The organism is Methylophilus sp. E2MeOHC9 (assembly GCF_058744375.1).
Genome location: NZ_CP196024.1, coordinates 1,379,816 through 1,393,575 on the forward strand (window position 1 = coordinate 1,379,816; position 13,760 = coordinate 1,393,575).

The window sequence follows — 13,760 nt, forward strand, 5'->3', positions numbered from 1 at the left end:
TCAGAATGGGCGCTCACAAATAAATCTGGCAATACCGCGCAGTGAATCAGCCCGTGTGTCAAACCCGGCTAGTGACTGCAAGGTTTTTTCATACAATGTCGCCACCAGGGCTTTCGCCTCATGGATGCCTAACAGGCTTACGTAAGTGGATTTTTCCTGCAAGGCATCTTTGCCCGCTGTTTTGCCCAGGGTTTGGGTATCGGCAGTGGCGTCGAGAATGTCATCCACCACCTGGAAAGCCAGGCCCATGTTCTGGCTGTATTGATTGAGCAGGGTGAGGTGTTTGTCTTCAGTCTGCTCGGCTGCATAAGCGCCCAACAGCGCCGCGGCACGGATCAGCGCCCCGGTTTTGTATTGATGCATGGTTTCCAATGCATCACGCGAAAGCCGCTGGCCGGTGCTTTGCAAGTCAATATCCTGCCCGCCACACATACCACGGGAACCTGTTGCTTCTGCCAGTATCTGCACCTGTTTTAAGGCTTGCGGCGCATGTGTATCAGCAATGCACTGGAAAGCCAGTGACTGCAGCGCATCGCCGACCAATAAGGCCGTGGCGTCACCATATTGCTTATGGCAACTGGGTTTTCCACGACGTAAATCATCGTCATCCATACACGGCATATCGTCGTGTACCAGTGAAAAAGCATGAATTAGCTCTACCGCCACCGCGGCAGCATCAGCAGAACTCGCTGGTGCGCCCACCAGCTCAGCCGCCGCATAGCTCAACAATGCACGCACGCGTTTGCCGCCACCAAGCACCGCATAGCGCATGGCAGCATGCAGTCTTTCCGGCGGTGTGTCTGCCGAGGGCAAGGCCGTTGCCAACGCTTGTTCAGCCCGTTGCTGGTGCACGGTTGCCCATTGCTCAAATGCTGTGGATGAAGTTGTCATGACTAAAAGTGAAGGCTCAGGCAACTCACTCAGGGTCGAAAGGGATTAATTGCTGTTGCTGATTCAGGACCAGCACGGTCTGCTCGGCATGCTGCAAAGAACCCTGGCAGGCTTGTAGCAATTGCATGCCTTCAGCGTAAGCAGTAAGCGCTGCTTCCAGAGGCAACTCGCCAGATTCCATACTCCGCACGATTGTTTCCAGGGACGAGATGCGCTGGGCAAAACTTTGCGTGTCACTTGCCGGGGAGGAGGATTTCTTTGATGCATTCATGAGAATTAGCCTGTTAAAACGCCTGCCATTTTAACAAAACTCCCTGCGCTTGCGGGATTAATCTCAAGCGTTGATTGGCAGTCAGGCAGGCAATGCCTGCAACAGAAAACTGCGGATGTCAGCTATCTCCTGTTCGCAGACACTGTGGGCCATCTCGTACTCATGCCATTCCAGCGGATAACCAGCAGCTTCAAGTGCTTGCCTGGCAGCGACAGCGGTAGAAAGTGCAATCACCGTGTCGGAGCGACCATGTGCCATCCAGATAGGTGTCTGCCGGTTAGCCGGATGCTGCTCGCCAACAAGTTTATTTTTTAATGGTAGGTAAGTAGACAGTGCCAGTACACTGGCGAGTGGTTGTGTAAATCTTGTCGCCGTATGCAGCGCCATGGCGCCACCCTGCGAAAATCCGGCCAATACGATGCGGTTGGAAGGAATGCCCTGAGAGATTTCACTGTCAATCATTGCGTTAATCGTGCCCTGCATTCCTTTAATACCAACCTCATCTTGTGGACTGTCTGGCTGCAGCCCAAAAATGTCATACCACGCCCTCATTTCGTAACCATTGTTTAAGGTGACAGGGCGGTAGGGTGCATGTGGCAGGATGAATTTAATATGTGGCAGGTTCAGCATCTGCACCACAGGCTCAAAATCATGGCCGTCGGCGCCCAGACCGTGCATCCAGATGACAGTGGCGGTTGTATGTTCTTGATTCTTGATTAGTACAGCTTCTTGCATAGCAGTTTCCTAATATGAAAAGGTGCTATTTTAGTTGAGCATTTCAATGGCAGCTGGGAATGAATTGATTCGAGGAGATTTTATTTCTTTAGTGAGCAAGCTTAATCTTAGGAGGTGATACAAACCCCTGTTGCTATTGTACAAGTGGTTGTTTTACTTCCTGGATATTTGGCTGTTGCCGTAATGCTGGTCGAGTCGATGGCAGCGAGGTCAGTACAAGCCCCAGCGACGCTGGTTGGTATTGTTTTATGGGTTTGGTTGGCTAAGTTGTAATTGTCAGTGAAACTTTTGGTTTGTACGGCACAGGCATTATCAGCGGTGTCTATTGAGTAGTCTTTATAAACCGGAATGGCTATTGAAGCTAATATGCCAATTATAGCTACTACAATCATAAGTTCAATTAATGTAAACCCTGTTTGAAGTCGCATAAAATAATGTCTTGAAAATTTTTGAAAGGAATTTAGTTGCATTAAATGCCCAGCATCGGGCATTTAATGCAACTGTAAGACTTTAATTAAGATGAGGTGCAAACGCCGGTTGCAATCACGCAAGTCGTGGTTTTGCCGCCAGGGGCTCTTGCTTTTGCTGCGATTGTTGTACCAGTGATGGCTTGCACATCATCGCACACGCCTTTAGCAACCGTAGGAAGTGTTCTATCAGTTTGTTGGGCCAATACATAGTTATTTGTAAAGCCTTTAGTTTGAACCGCACATGCATTGTCAGCAGCATCTTTCGTGTAATCCTGATAAGCCGGAATCGCTACAGAAGCCAAAATACCAATAATGGCTACTACGATCATCAATTCAATCAGGGTAAAACCTTGTTGTACGTGTTTTTTCATCATGTTTCCTTCAGAGTCAAAGTTTAAAGTGAACAGCTTTTGTTTCAGTCACTGCTTTTCTAACAGTGTTCGAGAACCTATAAGCAATAGGTGTGCCACCTAAATTTAATTGCTATCAACATATTGAAAAAAAAGAACTAAATGGGTTTTATGCCTTATTTCTTTGGTTTGGTATCGAATTATTGCAGTTAAACATATCGAATGATGGCTGACAAAAAATGACAGGATTTGTCAGTCTTGGGAATAGAAGTGATGTTTTTTGTCAGGATGGGTAGCCCAGGCATCGTTGGTGCTTTAATAAGCAAAAAAGGGATTGTGTGGTACACAATCCCTTTATTTGTGACAGGGCCAGACTTTTGGCCTGATCCCGCATTTGCAAAAAACTAAATGGTTACAGCGTAAGACTTACCAGAATTTCCACCAGGGTTTACTGTTGCCTTGCGAGTTTTTGCCAGAACCCTGGTTAATTACTTTCCCGATTCGGCTACCTTTTTCAGGCTTTCTAAACCTGGATCAAAAAACTCGTTGATGGCTTTAGTGGCTGCATCATCGTTTTGTTCCGGTTTAGGGATGTTAGAAGAGTCAGCACGTGTGTAGCTGCCTTTTACGGTGACCACGGTTTCGCTGCCTTTAGCAGTCACAGAAACAGTTGGGTAAAAGTTGGACAGTTGCAATGTGCTTTTATCCAGGATGTACTCATATTTCAGGCGCATGCCTGCGTCGTCGATGGAACGCAGTTTTTCGTACATGGTGCCGCCGTTTTTCAGTTTGACGGTACGGTAAGTGGTGTCATCACCGTTTTCGTCTTTTTTCTGCTCTACTTTTGTAGATTCCACGCCAGAATGCCAGGCTTGCACATTGCCAAAATCTTTCAGCAATGCCCAGACTTTTGCCGGAGGCGCTTTGATGGTAACGGTTTTTTCAAAACGTAATGCTGCGGCACCGTGTGCAGCTGCGGTCAATGGAATCAATGGCAATAAAGAAACGGCAATGATGCCAAATATTTTTTTCATTTCAATCTCCTGATATTTACAGATGTTTTAAAGCTTAAAAGTAATCAGTCTTTTGAGTTTTAAAATAACCCGTGACTTTACCTAAAAAAATGACTCTTTGCGACTAATTCATGGGCGATCCTGTGAAAAAACTAAAAAGGGGGAGTAGGTGAAACATCGCTGAATCACTTTGTTTCAAGAATAAACTGCCCAAACGACCGGCATAGTTTTGGGCTGGCAATGGTGTTCGTCACCGTATTCGTCTTCGCATCAATGATGGAAACAGAATCCGAACCCCAGTTGGCGACGATGACTTGCTGCGTCGCTTTGTCATATTCAATGCCCTCGGGAAACTCGCCGACATCTATGGTTTTGACTGTTTTGCCACTGGCGATCTCAATCACAGACACACTTTCCGCATGATTGTTGCTGACATACGCCCAATGCCCATCCGGGGTGATGGCAACGCCATAAGGATGTTGGCCGGTTTTAATGGTGCTGGTCTGGTGTGAATCCACATTTAGCAACGTCAGGCTATTGCTCACCACATTGACGACAAAGACCGTTTTGCCATCCGGGCTGAGGGTCAATGCGAACGGGTGTAAACCCACCTTGATTTGTGCAAGGGTTTGCAGCGTGCGCGTATCCACCACTGTCACATCATCGCTATCGCGGTTGGCGATAAACAGTTTTTTATTATCTGCACTGACGACCATGCCCGAAGGCGTCTTGCCTGCTTTAAAGGCTTTTTGTTTTTCAGGATGTGCTGTCTCGATCGCAATCACTTGCGCGCCGCCCCAGTCCGCCACATACAGCGTTTTCTCGTCACGGCTAAGCGCAATGCCAACCGCCTGGATATTCACCGGGATTTCTTGTATTGCTTGTTGGGTACGGCTGTTAATCACAGAAACGGTTTGGCTATTGGCGTTGCTGAGGTAAACGCGCTGCTGTTTACGCGCAATCGCCACGCCGACAGGTGCTTTACCAACCTCAATCGTGTGCGTGACCTTTTTGCTCTCAATATCAAGCACCGAAACGGTGTTGCTACCCTGGTTGGTAATGTAGGCAAGATTGCCGGCAACCGTATTGACACTCCAGGCCAGTATGACTGGCAGGATTGCTATTTTTTGCCAAAAAGGCACTTTTGTTGCAGAGGTATGCTTAGAAGTAATTGGTGGGGTGAGTGCAGAGTTCATGGCTGAAAAACGCTTTGTATTAAAACGGGTTGACACGGGATTTTGCAAAAAATTTTGTTTATAAGCAACGAATATGATATTAAGTTGTAAATGTATGAAAATAAAGGGTTTTTTAATCATTTTGCTTATCGGGAAATACTCCTGGCTGTTGAATTACCCTACAATGATTATGGGGATGATTCAATTGAGGAGAGATTGAAATGAAAAAACTATTTATTTTGAGTGTTAGATGCATATTGGCACTATCGTTCCTGGCGGCCACGCAATCTGCCTATGCGTTAACGGCCAGCACTGTGTTAGGCGCGGACTTCGTGAATGGGCAATCAAGCTACAGCCAGACTTTCGCAGATGGCACAGTCGCCACTTTTACCGGCAGCCGTTCATTTGAGAAAAAAACGCAGGATGGCATCACCGGTGTAGGAATATCTGGCGGTAGAACAGCAGGTGAGATCGATATTGATGAAAAGCTCACTGGTACATTTTCCAAAGCTATCGTTGTCTCTACGCTCACTGTGGGTTTGCTGTTTGATGGCCCTGAATATAATGATGTAAAAGAAGTTGCAAAGTTTCTGGTGAATTTTTCTGATGGCGGTGTGGATACCTATTATCTGACCGCGATAGGCACACATACTGCGAGCTGGACCGGTGCAGGTGGTGCAAGTTCAGTGTTGTCCCTTGGTAGTGGCGCCGTAGATGGTGGTACAGGTGCCTGGCAACTGACTGACCCATTTGGTACGCGTTCGATCACCAGCATCCAGTTCAGTGCAGCAACCGGGGAAGCCAGGAATTCATGCACTAGCTGTACCAATCAGTCTGACTATACCTTAGTGAGCATGGCGGTGACGCCAGTGCCTGAAGCGCATACATCAGCCATGATGTTTACGGGGTTGTTAATGATGGGTGCACTGGCGTTACGTCGGATGAAGTCCTGATCATCATCAGCAATAAAAAAGCTCACCGGGTGTGAGCTTTTTTATTGCCCGTTGTTCTTTTCGGGCAGGGTGCCATGGATGTCCTTTCATTAAACTGTAAAGTGTGAAAAAATTGCAGTAAATATTCAAGGCAGTTTTTATGTTAGATCGTGATGGGTACCGTCCTAACGTGGGGATTATTTTATGTAATACCCACAATCAGGTGTTTTGGGGCAAACGTATCAAAGAGCATGCATGGCAATTTCCTCAAGGAGGCATCAAATATGGTGAAACTCCTGAGCAGGCCATGTATCGCGAGTTGATGGAAGAAGTAGGCCTGAGACCCGACCATGTAAAAATCCTGGGGCGCACCCGTGACTGGCTACGCTATGAAGTGCCGACCAGCTGGATCAAACGTGAATGGCGCGGCAGTTACAAAGGCCAGAAGCAGATCTGGTTCCTGTTGCGGTTGATAGGCCGGGATTCGGATGTGTCATTGCGTGCGACAGAGCATCCTGAATTTGATGCCTGGCGCTGGAGTGAGTATTGGGTACCGCTGTCTGATGTCATTGAGTTCAAGCGTGAAGTTTACCAATTGGCGCTGAACGAGTTGTCCACTTTTTTGCGCAACCCTGCCAAGCGTTATGGCGGCAAGACGCGCAAACCATTAAGTACACCATTGCCCACATTAGGCAATGACTAGTGCCCTCAACAACAGGTCAAACCGCTGCTGCTAAATCGCGGGGCAATATCCATTCCGGCCGTATCCGGTGGCAGGTATAGCCTTCCGGATAACGCAACAAATAATCCTGGTGTTCTGCTTCAGCCACCCAAAAGTCACTGGCAGGCGTGATTTCGGTCACCACTTTGCCTGGCCAGATGCCTGAATCATTCATTTCGCTGATCAATTGTTCAGCCACTGTTTTCTGGCTGGCATCCAGGTAAAAAATGGCAGAGCGGTACGAAGGCCCCAGGTCATTCCCCTGGCGGTTAGGCGTGGTCGGGTCGTGGATCTTGAAGAAAAACACCAGCAATTGCCTTAAGCTGATCTGTTCAGCATCAAATACAATTTCCATCGCCTCGGCATGATCACCATGGTTGCGATAAGTGGCATTCGGCACATCGCCGCCGGTATAACCAACGCGCGTACTGATCACACCGGGAAGCTGGCGAATCAAATCCTGCATGCCCCAGAAACATCCTCCCGCAAGAATTATTTTGTCTGACATACTAAAAAAACTTTCTGTAAAAGGGTTGTAAACACGTAAAAGCAACACAGGCATATTGTGGCCAGATGTGGCTCATCAAATCAACCACTTACAATCTGTCCAGTATATGAGGTTTAGGTTAAAATGCTGAGTTTTAGTTCTATTGTATTCGCTGGGGAGAAATATGGCTGTCAAGTTGGGGATTAACGGGTTTGGACGTATTGGTCGTATGGTACTGCGCGCAGCCGTTCAAGAAGCCGAGTTCAATGATATTGAAGTGGTAGCCATCAATAGCTCGTATGACATCGAATATATGATGTATATGCTCAAATATGATTCGGTACATGGCCGTTTCCAGGGCACAGTAGAAGCCAATAACGGTGACCTGGTGGTGAATGGCAAACGCATTTACCTGACCGCAGAACGCGACCCTAACAATATCGACTGGAGCAAAGGCGGCGCAGACGTCATCGTTGAATCTACCGGTGCTTTTTTAACTGAAGAAACCTGCCAGCCACACCTGAACCGCGGCGCTAGAAAAGTAGTGCAATCCGCCCCGGGCAAAGATGACACCCCTATGTTTGTCTACGGTGTGAACCATGAAGAGTACGCAGGGCAGTCTATCATCTCTGCGGCATCCTGTACTACCAATGGCCTGGCACCATTGGCCAAAGTCTTGCATGACAATTTTGGTGTGAAACGCGGCCTGATGACCACGATCCATGCAGCGACCGCTTCACAACTGACTGTGGATGGCACTTCTAAAAAAGACTGGCGCGGTGGCCGCAGTGTGTTTGAAAACATTATTCCTTCCAGCACTGGCGCGGCCAAAGCGGTGGGTAAAGTGATTCCCTCATTGAATAAAAAACTGACTGGCATGTCCATGCGCGTGCCATCCGCAGATGTGTCTGTAGTAGACCTGACCGTTGAGCTCAGTAAGGAAACGACTTATGAAGCCATCTGTGAGGCGATGAAGCAGGCATCCACCGGCGCATTGAAAGGCGTGCTGGATTACACTTCGGATAAAGTCGTCTCCACAGATTTCCGTAGCAGTCCTGCCGCCAGCGTGTTTGATGCCGATGCCGGTTTGATGCTGGACCCGACCTTTGTCAAAGTCATCGGCTGGTACGATAACGAATACGGCTATACCTGCAACCTGCTGCGCCTGGTGCAACATATTGCTTAATCATAAACGGGGCTTGATTGCCCCGTTTTTACATTCCATTTCGATTTCTTTTTAAGCGGTATATCGCTCGGAGTACGTGTATGAAATTCATCAAAATGACTGACCTCGACTTGCGTGGTAAACGTGTATTTATCCGCGCCGATTTGAATGTGCCGGTGAAAGATGGCGTTGTGACTAGCGACGCCCGTATTGTGGCCAGTATGCCAACGATTGAATTCGCCCTGAAAGCCGGCGCTAAGGTCATGGTGACTTCGCACCTGGGGCGTCCTGAAGAAGGCGTTTATTCAGAAGAGAACTCACTCAAACCAGTGGCGGATGTGATGAGCAAGTTGCTGGGTCAACCGGTACGCCTTGTGAAGAACTGGCTGGCACCGAATGCGCCTGCAGATAGCCTGGGCACCGATGAAGGCCAGTTGATCTTGCTGGAGAACTGCCGCTTTAACGTGGGTGAAAAAAAGAATAATGACGAGTTGGCCAAAAAATATGCCGCCTTGTGCGATGTCTTTGTGATGGACGCTTTTGGCACCGCCCACCGTGCTGAAGCTTCAACGCATGGCATTGCCAAATTCGCACCAGTGGCTTGTGCCGGTATTTTGCTCACAGAAGAGCTGGATGCCTTGAGCAAAGCCCTGTTGGCACCTGCCAGGCCTTTTGTGGCGATTGTCGGTGGCTCCAAGGTCTCGACCAAGCTGACCGTGCTGGAAAGCCTCTCCGATAAAGTGGACCAGTTAGTGGTGGGCGGCGGTATCGCCAATACCTTCCTCAAGGCCGATGGGCATGAAGTGGGCAAATCGCTATATGAGCATGACCTGATAGACACTGCCCGCAGCCTGATGGACAAAATGGCTGCGCGCGGTGCCTGTGTGCCGATTGCCAAAGATGTGGTGGTAGGCAAGCAGTTTGATGCGAACGAGCCTGCGGTGAAAAAATCAGCCGATGACGTGACTGCCGATGACATGATTTTTGATATAGGCGAAAAATCAGCTGCCGAATTGGTCGACATCATCATGAAAGCAGGCACCGTGGTCTGGAACGGCCCGGTAGGCGTGTTTGAGTTTGACCAGTTTGGGGATGGCACCAAAACCATTGCCAACGCCATTGCAGAAACCAAGGCGTTTACGCTGGCGGGTGGTGGTGACACCATTGCCGCTATCCAGAAATATGATATCTACGACAAGGTATCGTATATTTCTACGGCGGGCGGCGCTTTCCTGGAGTTTCTGGAAGGTAAAACATTGCCGGCAGTGGCTATTTTGGAAGAGCGCGCAACTCAGTAGACACATTGCCTGACTCGTTGTGCAAGCCTGTCATGGGTTTGCACAACGTCAGGAATTAAAAAGTAAGCGGGACAGTCAGCCGGTGGTGCTTGTCGTACACTTCCACCCGGTTCCTGCCCTGTTTCTTGGCCACATACAACGCCTTATCCGCCTGCTCAATCAATAAATCGCCATCCTCGCTGAAATTGAGTGACTGGTTGCGCGCATGTTGTTCTTTATGGGTCGTTGACTGATGCATGCCCAGCGAAGCAATGCCTATGCTGATGGTCATCAGGCGATGGCCGGCGAAACGGATATCCAGTTCCATGACCTTTTGACGGATACGCTCGGCGATTTTAACTGCCTCCTGTTGAGTAGTTTGGCCCAGGATCAGCACAAATTCCTCACCACCATAGCGGGCAGCCATATCACCAGGGCGGTTACTGTAGCGTTTGAGTATTCCGGCCAGCTTACGCAAGCACTCATCTCCGGCCGCATGGCCCATGCTGTCATTCAACTGTTTAAAATGGTCTGCATCTATCATCATCACACTCAGGCTGGATTGATGCCTGATCGCGCGTGACCATTCATCCCGCATAAACTGCTCTAACCGGCGGCGATTGGCCAGGCCAGTCAGCGGATCGGTGTGTGTAAGCGCAGAGATGCGATCTTCTACCTGTTTGTGATGGGTGATATTGGTCAGTGAAAGCAGGAATAACTTGTTATCTGCCAGTGAGGTTTGCATGGGTTGCAAACTGAGGGTGAGCCAGGTGGGCTGTTTGGTCGGCGTGTGACACAGATAGTCCATACTGAAGTGACCTAATGTGCCACTGAGCACTTTTTCTATGCCGTTCAGCAATGGTGGCAGGTTGGTATCTTCGTTCGCCCGGCAGATATCCAGGTAGGCAATGCCAAACCAGTCGGTATTGATGTCCAGGCCATAAAACAAACCGAACGCACGCCAGGCCTGATTGACGTAGATAATACTGCTGGTCTCATCGACCACCGCGATTTGCAGTGGCAATGTGTCCAAAATACCATTCAGTAATTGTTCTGCAATATCCACAAAATATCCAACAAGGTTGCTGAAATTTACAACGGGAAAAGCCTGCTTTCCCTATTCTATGCAAGGGTACACCTGCTGTCTAATATTGTGCATGTAAATTAGCATTAAAATTGCTTATGTTATGCTTATCCACTATTGAAGGAGACCAGTATGGGTATTCGGGTAGGCATTAACGGGTTTGGCAGGATAGGACGTATGGTGCTGCGAGCCGCATTGAATCAGGCGGAGTTCCATGAGATGCAGGTCGTTGCCATCAACGGGATTGAAGAGCCGGAGCATATGCTATACATGCTGAAATATGACTCTGTGCATGGTCGGCTGGCCTATGATGCACACTTAGAGGGCGATTTCCTGGTAGTTGATGGGCAAAGAATCCGCCTGACTGCTCATACCAATCCCGCGGATATCGATTGGAAATCCCACCATGTCGATGTGGTGGTCGAGTGTACCGGCGTCTTCCTGACGCAGGAATCCTGCGCTGCGCACATTGCTGCGGGTGCGCGTATTGTTGTGCAATCTGCACCTGGCAAAGATGATACGCCTATGTATGTTTATGGCGTCAACCATACCCAGTACAAAGGCGAGGACATCGTCTCTGCCGCTTCTTGCACCACCAATGGCCTAGCGCCTATCGTGAAAGTCTTGCAAGACCAGTTTGGCGTTAAACGGGGGTTGATGACGACGATTCATGCGGCGACGGCTACCCAGAAAACAGTGGATGGCACCTCTAAAAAAGACTGGCGCGGCGGACGCGGCGTGTTTGAGAACATTATTCCTTCAAGCACCGGCGCGGCAAAAGCAGTGGGTAAAGTGATCCCCGAGTTGAACAAGAAATTGACCGGCATGGCGATGCGTATCCCATCCGCAGATGTGTCTGTGGTCGACCTGACGGTTGAATTGCAGCAGGAAACTTCTTATGCCGAGATTTGTGCGGCCATGAAACATGCCTCAGAGCACGATTTAAAAGGCGTGCTTGGCTATACCGAAGAACAAGTGGTTTCTAGCGACTTCCGCGGTTATCCGGCAGCCAGTGTGTTTGATGCCAGCGCCGGCATCATGCTGGATCCGACCTTTGTGAAATTGATAGGCTGGTATGACAACGAGTATGGCTACACCTGCAACCTGTTACGTTTAACCGCTTATGTGGCGCATGCCAAATTGTCCATGTCCCAATTGCCGCAACAGGACATAGAAGCGGTTGCCGCTTAGCTTGATTTTGAAACCATGACCCCCGTTGCTAAATTGTTCGCCCGCAACGGGACAGCGCATTTATAATATTGCTTTTTACTTTGCGGTAGATATTTATGCGTGCGCCTTTGCTGGAAACCTCGATTAAAAGCCTGAAAAGATTGCATCAGGGCAAAGTGCGCGATATTTATGATATTGACGCTGACACCATGCTCCTGGTGAGTACCGATCGTTTAAGCGCGTTTGATGTGATTCTGCCTACTGGCATTCCGCACAAAGGGGCCATGCTGACGCAGATGGCTAATTTTTGGTTTGAACAGCTTGAAAATGTAGTGCCTAACCATTTGACCGGCATCGCGCCTGAATCTGTAGTCGCGGCAGATGAAGTCGAGCAGGTCAAAGGCCGTGCTGTCGTAGTCAAAAAGCTGAAAGCGTTACCGCTGGAAGCCATTGTACGTGGCTATCTGGTTGGCAGTGGCTGGAAAGAGTACCAGGCCAAGGGCACCGTGTGTGATATCCCGTTGCCCGCAGGTTTAACGTTGGCACAGCAATTACCGGCTCCCTTATTTACCCCTTCCAGCAAAGCCGCCGTGGGTGAGCACGATGAAAACATCAGCATCGCCCAGGTTGAAGCGCTGATTGGTAAAGACCTCACCGCGCAAGTAGAAAAAGCCGCCATTGCGCTATATACCCAGGCGGCTGAGTATGCGCTAGCGAAAGACATTATCATTGCCGATACTAAATTTGAATTCGGTGTCGATGCGCAAGGCGTATTGCATGTGATGGATGAAGTGCTGACACCGGATTCTTCCCGTTTTTGGCCTGCAGACCAGTATCAGGTGGGCGCTAACCCACCCAGCTACGACAAGCAATATGTGCGTGACTGGCTGGAAACCTGTGACTGGAACAAAACAGCCCCTGGCCCGGCTTTGCCTGCTGATGTAGCGCAGCGTACCTCGGACAAATATATGGAAGCGTTTGCCAAACTGACCGGGCGCACCTTGCAGGTTGACTAGCGCATATTGAGTGCAAGTGGCATCGGTAAAGACAATATGGGTTTTCGCGCACAATTAGCGACATTGGCCAGCAGGTTCAAACAGGAACTCGCGTTTTACCGTGCGCTACAGAAGCATCCGCAAACTCCCAGGTCAGCAAAAGCGTTGTTGTGGCTGGCACTCGGATATCTGGTGCTGCCATTTGACCTGATCCCAGACTTTATTCCTGTCATCGGCCAGCTGGATGAGCTGGTGATCATTCCCTTATTGCTCTATCTGGCACTTAAATTCACACCGGTCAGCGTACGGCAGGCGTGTCGTGATCAGGCGCAATCTGCAGAAAATCAAAAATAATGCGGTTTGCAAACAAAGGTTTATGTTAATCGCCTATAATGGCGGCTTTTCGTGAAATAGGTTTGAAAAGATGTCTTTGAATTTGGTAGCAAGCGGCAAAGACTTGCCGAACGATTTTAACGTCATTATTGAAATTCCAGCCAATGGCGATCCAGTTAAATACGAAGTAGACAAAGAGAGTGGTGCCCTGTTTGTGGACCGCTTTATGGGTACTTCCATGCAATACCCATGTAACTATGGCTATATTCCTCACACTTTGGGTGATGATGGAGACCCGGTCGATGTATTGGTGATCACACCAGTGCCGTTGCTGCCAGGCGTGGTTGTGCGTTGCCGCGCTTTAGGCATGCTGAAAATGACTGACGAAGCCGGTGGCGATGCCAAAGTGCTGGCGGTGCCGATTGAAAAGGTATGTGGTTTATACGCTTATCAGAGAACATTGAGTGATGTTTCGCCTTGGCGTTTGGACATGATTGCCCACTTCTTTGAGCATTACAAAGACCTGGATAAAGGCAAATGGGTGAAGATCGAGGGTTGGGCCGGTGTTGATGAGGCGCATGCGGAAATCATGGATGGCGTCGCACGCTACAATGCTTTGGAAGTAAAACCTGCTTTCTAAGCTTAGGCAACTACAGAAGTAGCAAGGAAAAAGTCGGCAGATGCCGACTTT

General features: G+C 49.0%; 17 protein-coding genes. 8 read left to right on the forward strand and 9 right to left on the reverse strand.

What is annotated here, in order from left to right:
• The 7 genes from ACSSVF_RS06635 to ACSSVF_RS06665 all read right to left on the reverse strand — a co-directional run bounded on the left by ACSSVF_RS06635 (position 1) and on the right by ACSSVF_RS06665 (position 4,926).
• Positions 1-891, reverse strand: coding sequence for a polyprenyl synthetase family protein (locus tag ACSSVF_RS06635; RefSeq protein WP_492406126.1), 891 nt, complete (start codon positions 889-891; stop codon positions 1-3).
• Between the two features lie 25 nt (positions 892-916).
• Positions 917-1,162, reverse strand: coding sequence for an exodeoxyribonuclease VII small subunit (xseB, locus tag ACSSVF_RS06640; protein WP_492406127.1), 246 nt, complete (start codon positions 1,160-1,162; stop codon positions 917-919).
• 81 nt (positions 1,163-1,243) lie between these two features.
• Positions 1,244-1,897 carry an alpha/beta hydrolase gene (locus ACSSVF_RS06645; RefSeq protein ID WP_492406128.1) on the reverse strand — a complete coding sequence of 218 codons (654 nt, stop codon included), beginning with the start codon at positions 1,895-1,897 and terminating at the stop codon, positions 1,244-1,246.
• Positions 1,898-2,004: 107 nt separating this feature from the next.
• Positions 2,005-2,367, reverse strand: coding sequence for a pilin (locus ACSSVF_RS06650; protein WP_492406129.1), 363 nt, complete (start codon positions 2,365-2,367; stop codon positions 2,005-2,007).
• A 44-nt stretch (positions 2,368-2,411) separates the two neighbouring features.
• On the reverse strand, positions 2,412-2,738 hold the full coding sequence (locus ACSSVF_RS06655; protein ID WP_492406318.1) for a pilin: 327 nt from the start codon (positions 2,736-2,738) through the stop codon (positions 2,412-2,414).
• A 467-nt stretch (positions 2,739-3,205) separates the two neighbouring features.
• Entirely contained in the window at positions 3,206-3,751 is a 546-nt protein-coding gene (locus ACSSVF_RS06660; protein WP_492406130.1) for an SRPBCC family protein, read from the reverse strand.
• Positions 3,752-3,915: 164 nt separating this feature from the next.
• Entirely contained in the window at positions 3,916-4,926 is a 1,011-nt protein-coding gene (locus ACSSVF_RS06665; RefSeq protein WP_492406131.1) for a beta-propeller fold lactonase family protein, read from the reverse strand.
• A 200-nt stretch (positions 4,927-5,126) separates the two neighbouring features.
• Here ACSSVF_RS06665 and ACSSVF_RS06670 point away from each other — a divergent pair, with 200 nt between their 5' ends.
• Both ACSSVF_RS06670 and ACSSVF_RS06675 read left to right on the forward strand, forming a co-directional pair.
• Positions 5,127-5,858: a hypothetical protein gene (locus tag ACSSVF_RS06670; RefSeq protein ID WP_492406132.1), complete on the forward strand. Its 732-nt coding sequence runs from the start codon at positions 5,127-5,129 to the stop codon at positions 5,856-5,858.
• 139 nt (positions 5,859-5,997) lie between these two features.
• A complete protein-coding gene (locus tag ACSSVF_RS06675) occupies positions 5,998-6,540 on the forward strand; it encodes an RNA pyrophosphohydrolase (RefSeq protein ID WP_492406133.1) in 543 nt (180 codons plus the stop codon).
• A 16-nt stretch (positions 6,541-6,556) separates the two neighbouring features.
• Here ACSSVF_RS06675 and msrA read toward each other — a convergent pair whose 3' ends face one another.
• Positions 6,557-7,066 (reverse strand): peptide-methionine (S)-S-oxide reductase MsrA, encoded by a 510-nt coding sequence (gene msrA, locus ACSSVF_RS06680; protein ID WP_492406134.1) that lies wholly within the window; start codon positions 7,064-7,066, stop codon positions 6,557-6,559.
• Between the two features lie 163 nt (positions 7,067-7,229).
• Between msrA and gap (ACSSVF_RS06685) the strand changes: the two genes are divergently transcribed.
• Positions 7,230-8,231 (forward strand): type I glyceraldehyde-3-phosphate dehydrogenase, encoded by a 1,002-nt coding sequence (gap, locus tag ACSSVF_RS06685; RefSeq protein WP_492406135.1) that lies wholly within the window; start codon positions 7,230-7,232, stop codon positions 8,229-8,231.
• An 80-nt stretch (positions 8,232-8,311) separates the two neighbouring features.
• Positions 8,312-9,508 carry a phosphoglycerate kinase gene (locus ACSSVF_RS06690; protein WP_492406136.1) on the forward strand — a complete coding sequence of 399 codons (1,197 nt, stop codon included), beginning with the start codon at positions 8,312-8,314 and terminating at the stop codon, positions 9,506-9,508.
• 55 nt (positions 9,509-9,563) lie between these two features.
• Here ACSSVF_RS06690 and ACSSVF_RS06695 read toward each other — a convergent pair whose 3' ends face one another.
• Positions 9,564-10,553, reverse strand: a complete 990-nt coding sequence (locus ACSSVF_RS06695) for a GGDEF domain-containing protein (protein ID WP_492406137.1) — start codon at positions 10,551-10,553, stop codon at positions 9,564-9,566.
• A 150-nt stretch (positions 10,554-10,703) separates the two neighbouring features.
• Between ACSSVF_RS06695 and gap (ACSSVF_RS06700) the strand changes: the two genes are divergently transcribed.
• The 4 genes from gap (ACSSVF_RS06700) to ppa all read left to right on the forward strand — a co-directional run bounded on the left by gap (ACSSVF_RS06700) (position 10,704) and on the right by ppa (position 13,709).
• Positions 10,704-11,762 carry a type I glyceraldehyde-3-phosphate dehydrogenase gene (gene gap, locus ACSSVF_RS06700; RefSeq protein ID WP_492406138.1) on the forward strand — a complete coding sequence of 353 codons (1,059 nt, stop codon included), beginning with the start codon at positions 10,704-10,706 and terminating at the stop codon, positions 11,760-11,762.
• Positions 11,763-11,857: 95 nt separating this feature from the next.
• Entirely contained in the window at positions 11,858-12,757 is a 900-nt protein-coding gene (locus ACSSVF_RS06705) for a phosphoribosylaminoimidazolesuccinocarboxamide synthase (RefSeq protein ID WP_492406139.1), read from the forward strand.
• 36 nt (positions 12,758-12,793) lie between these two features.
• Complete coding sequence (locus ACSSVF_RS06710; RefSeq protein WP_492406319.1) at positions 12,794-13,090, forward strand: YkvA family protein; 297 nt, start codon at positions 12,794-12,796, stop codon at positions 13,088-13,090.
• A gap of 70 nt (positions 13,091-13,160) precedes the next feature.
• Positions 13,161-13,709 (forward strand): inorganic diphosphatase, encoded by a 549-nt coding sequence (gene ppa, locus ACSSVF_RS06715; protein WP_492406140.1) that lies wholly within the window; start codon positions 13,161-13,163, stop codon positions 13,707-13,709.
• Positions 13,710-13,760 lie beyond the last annotated feature (51 nt).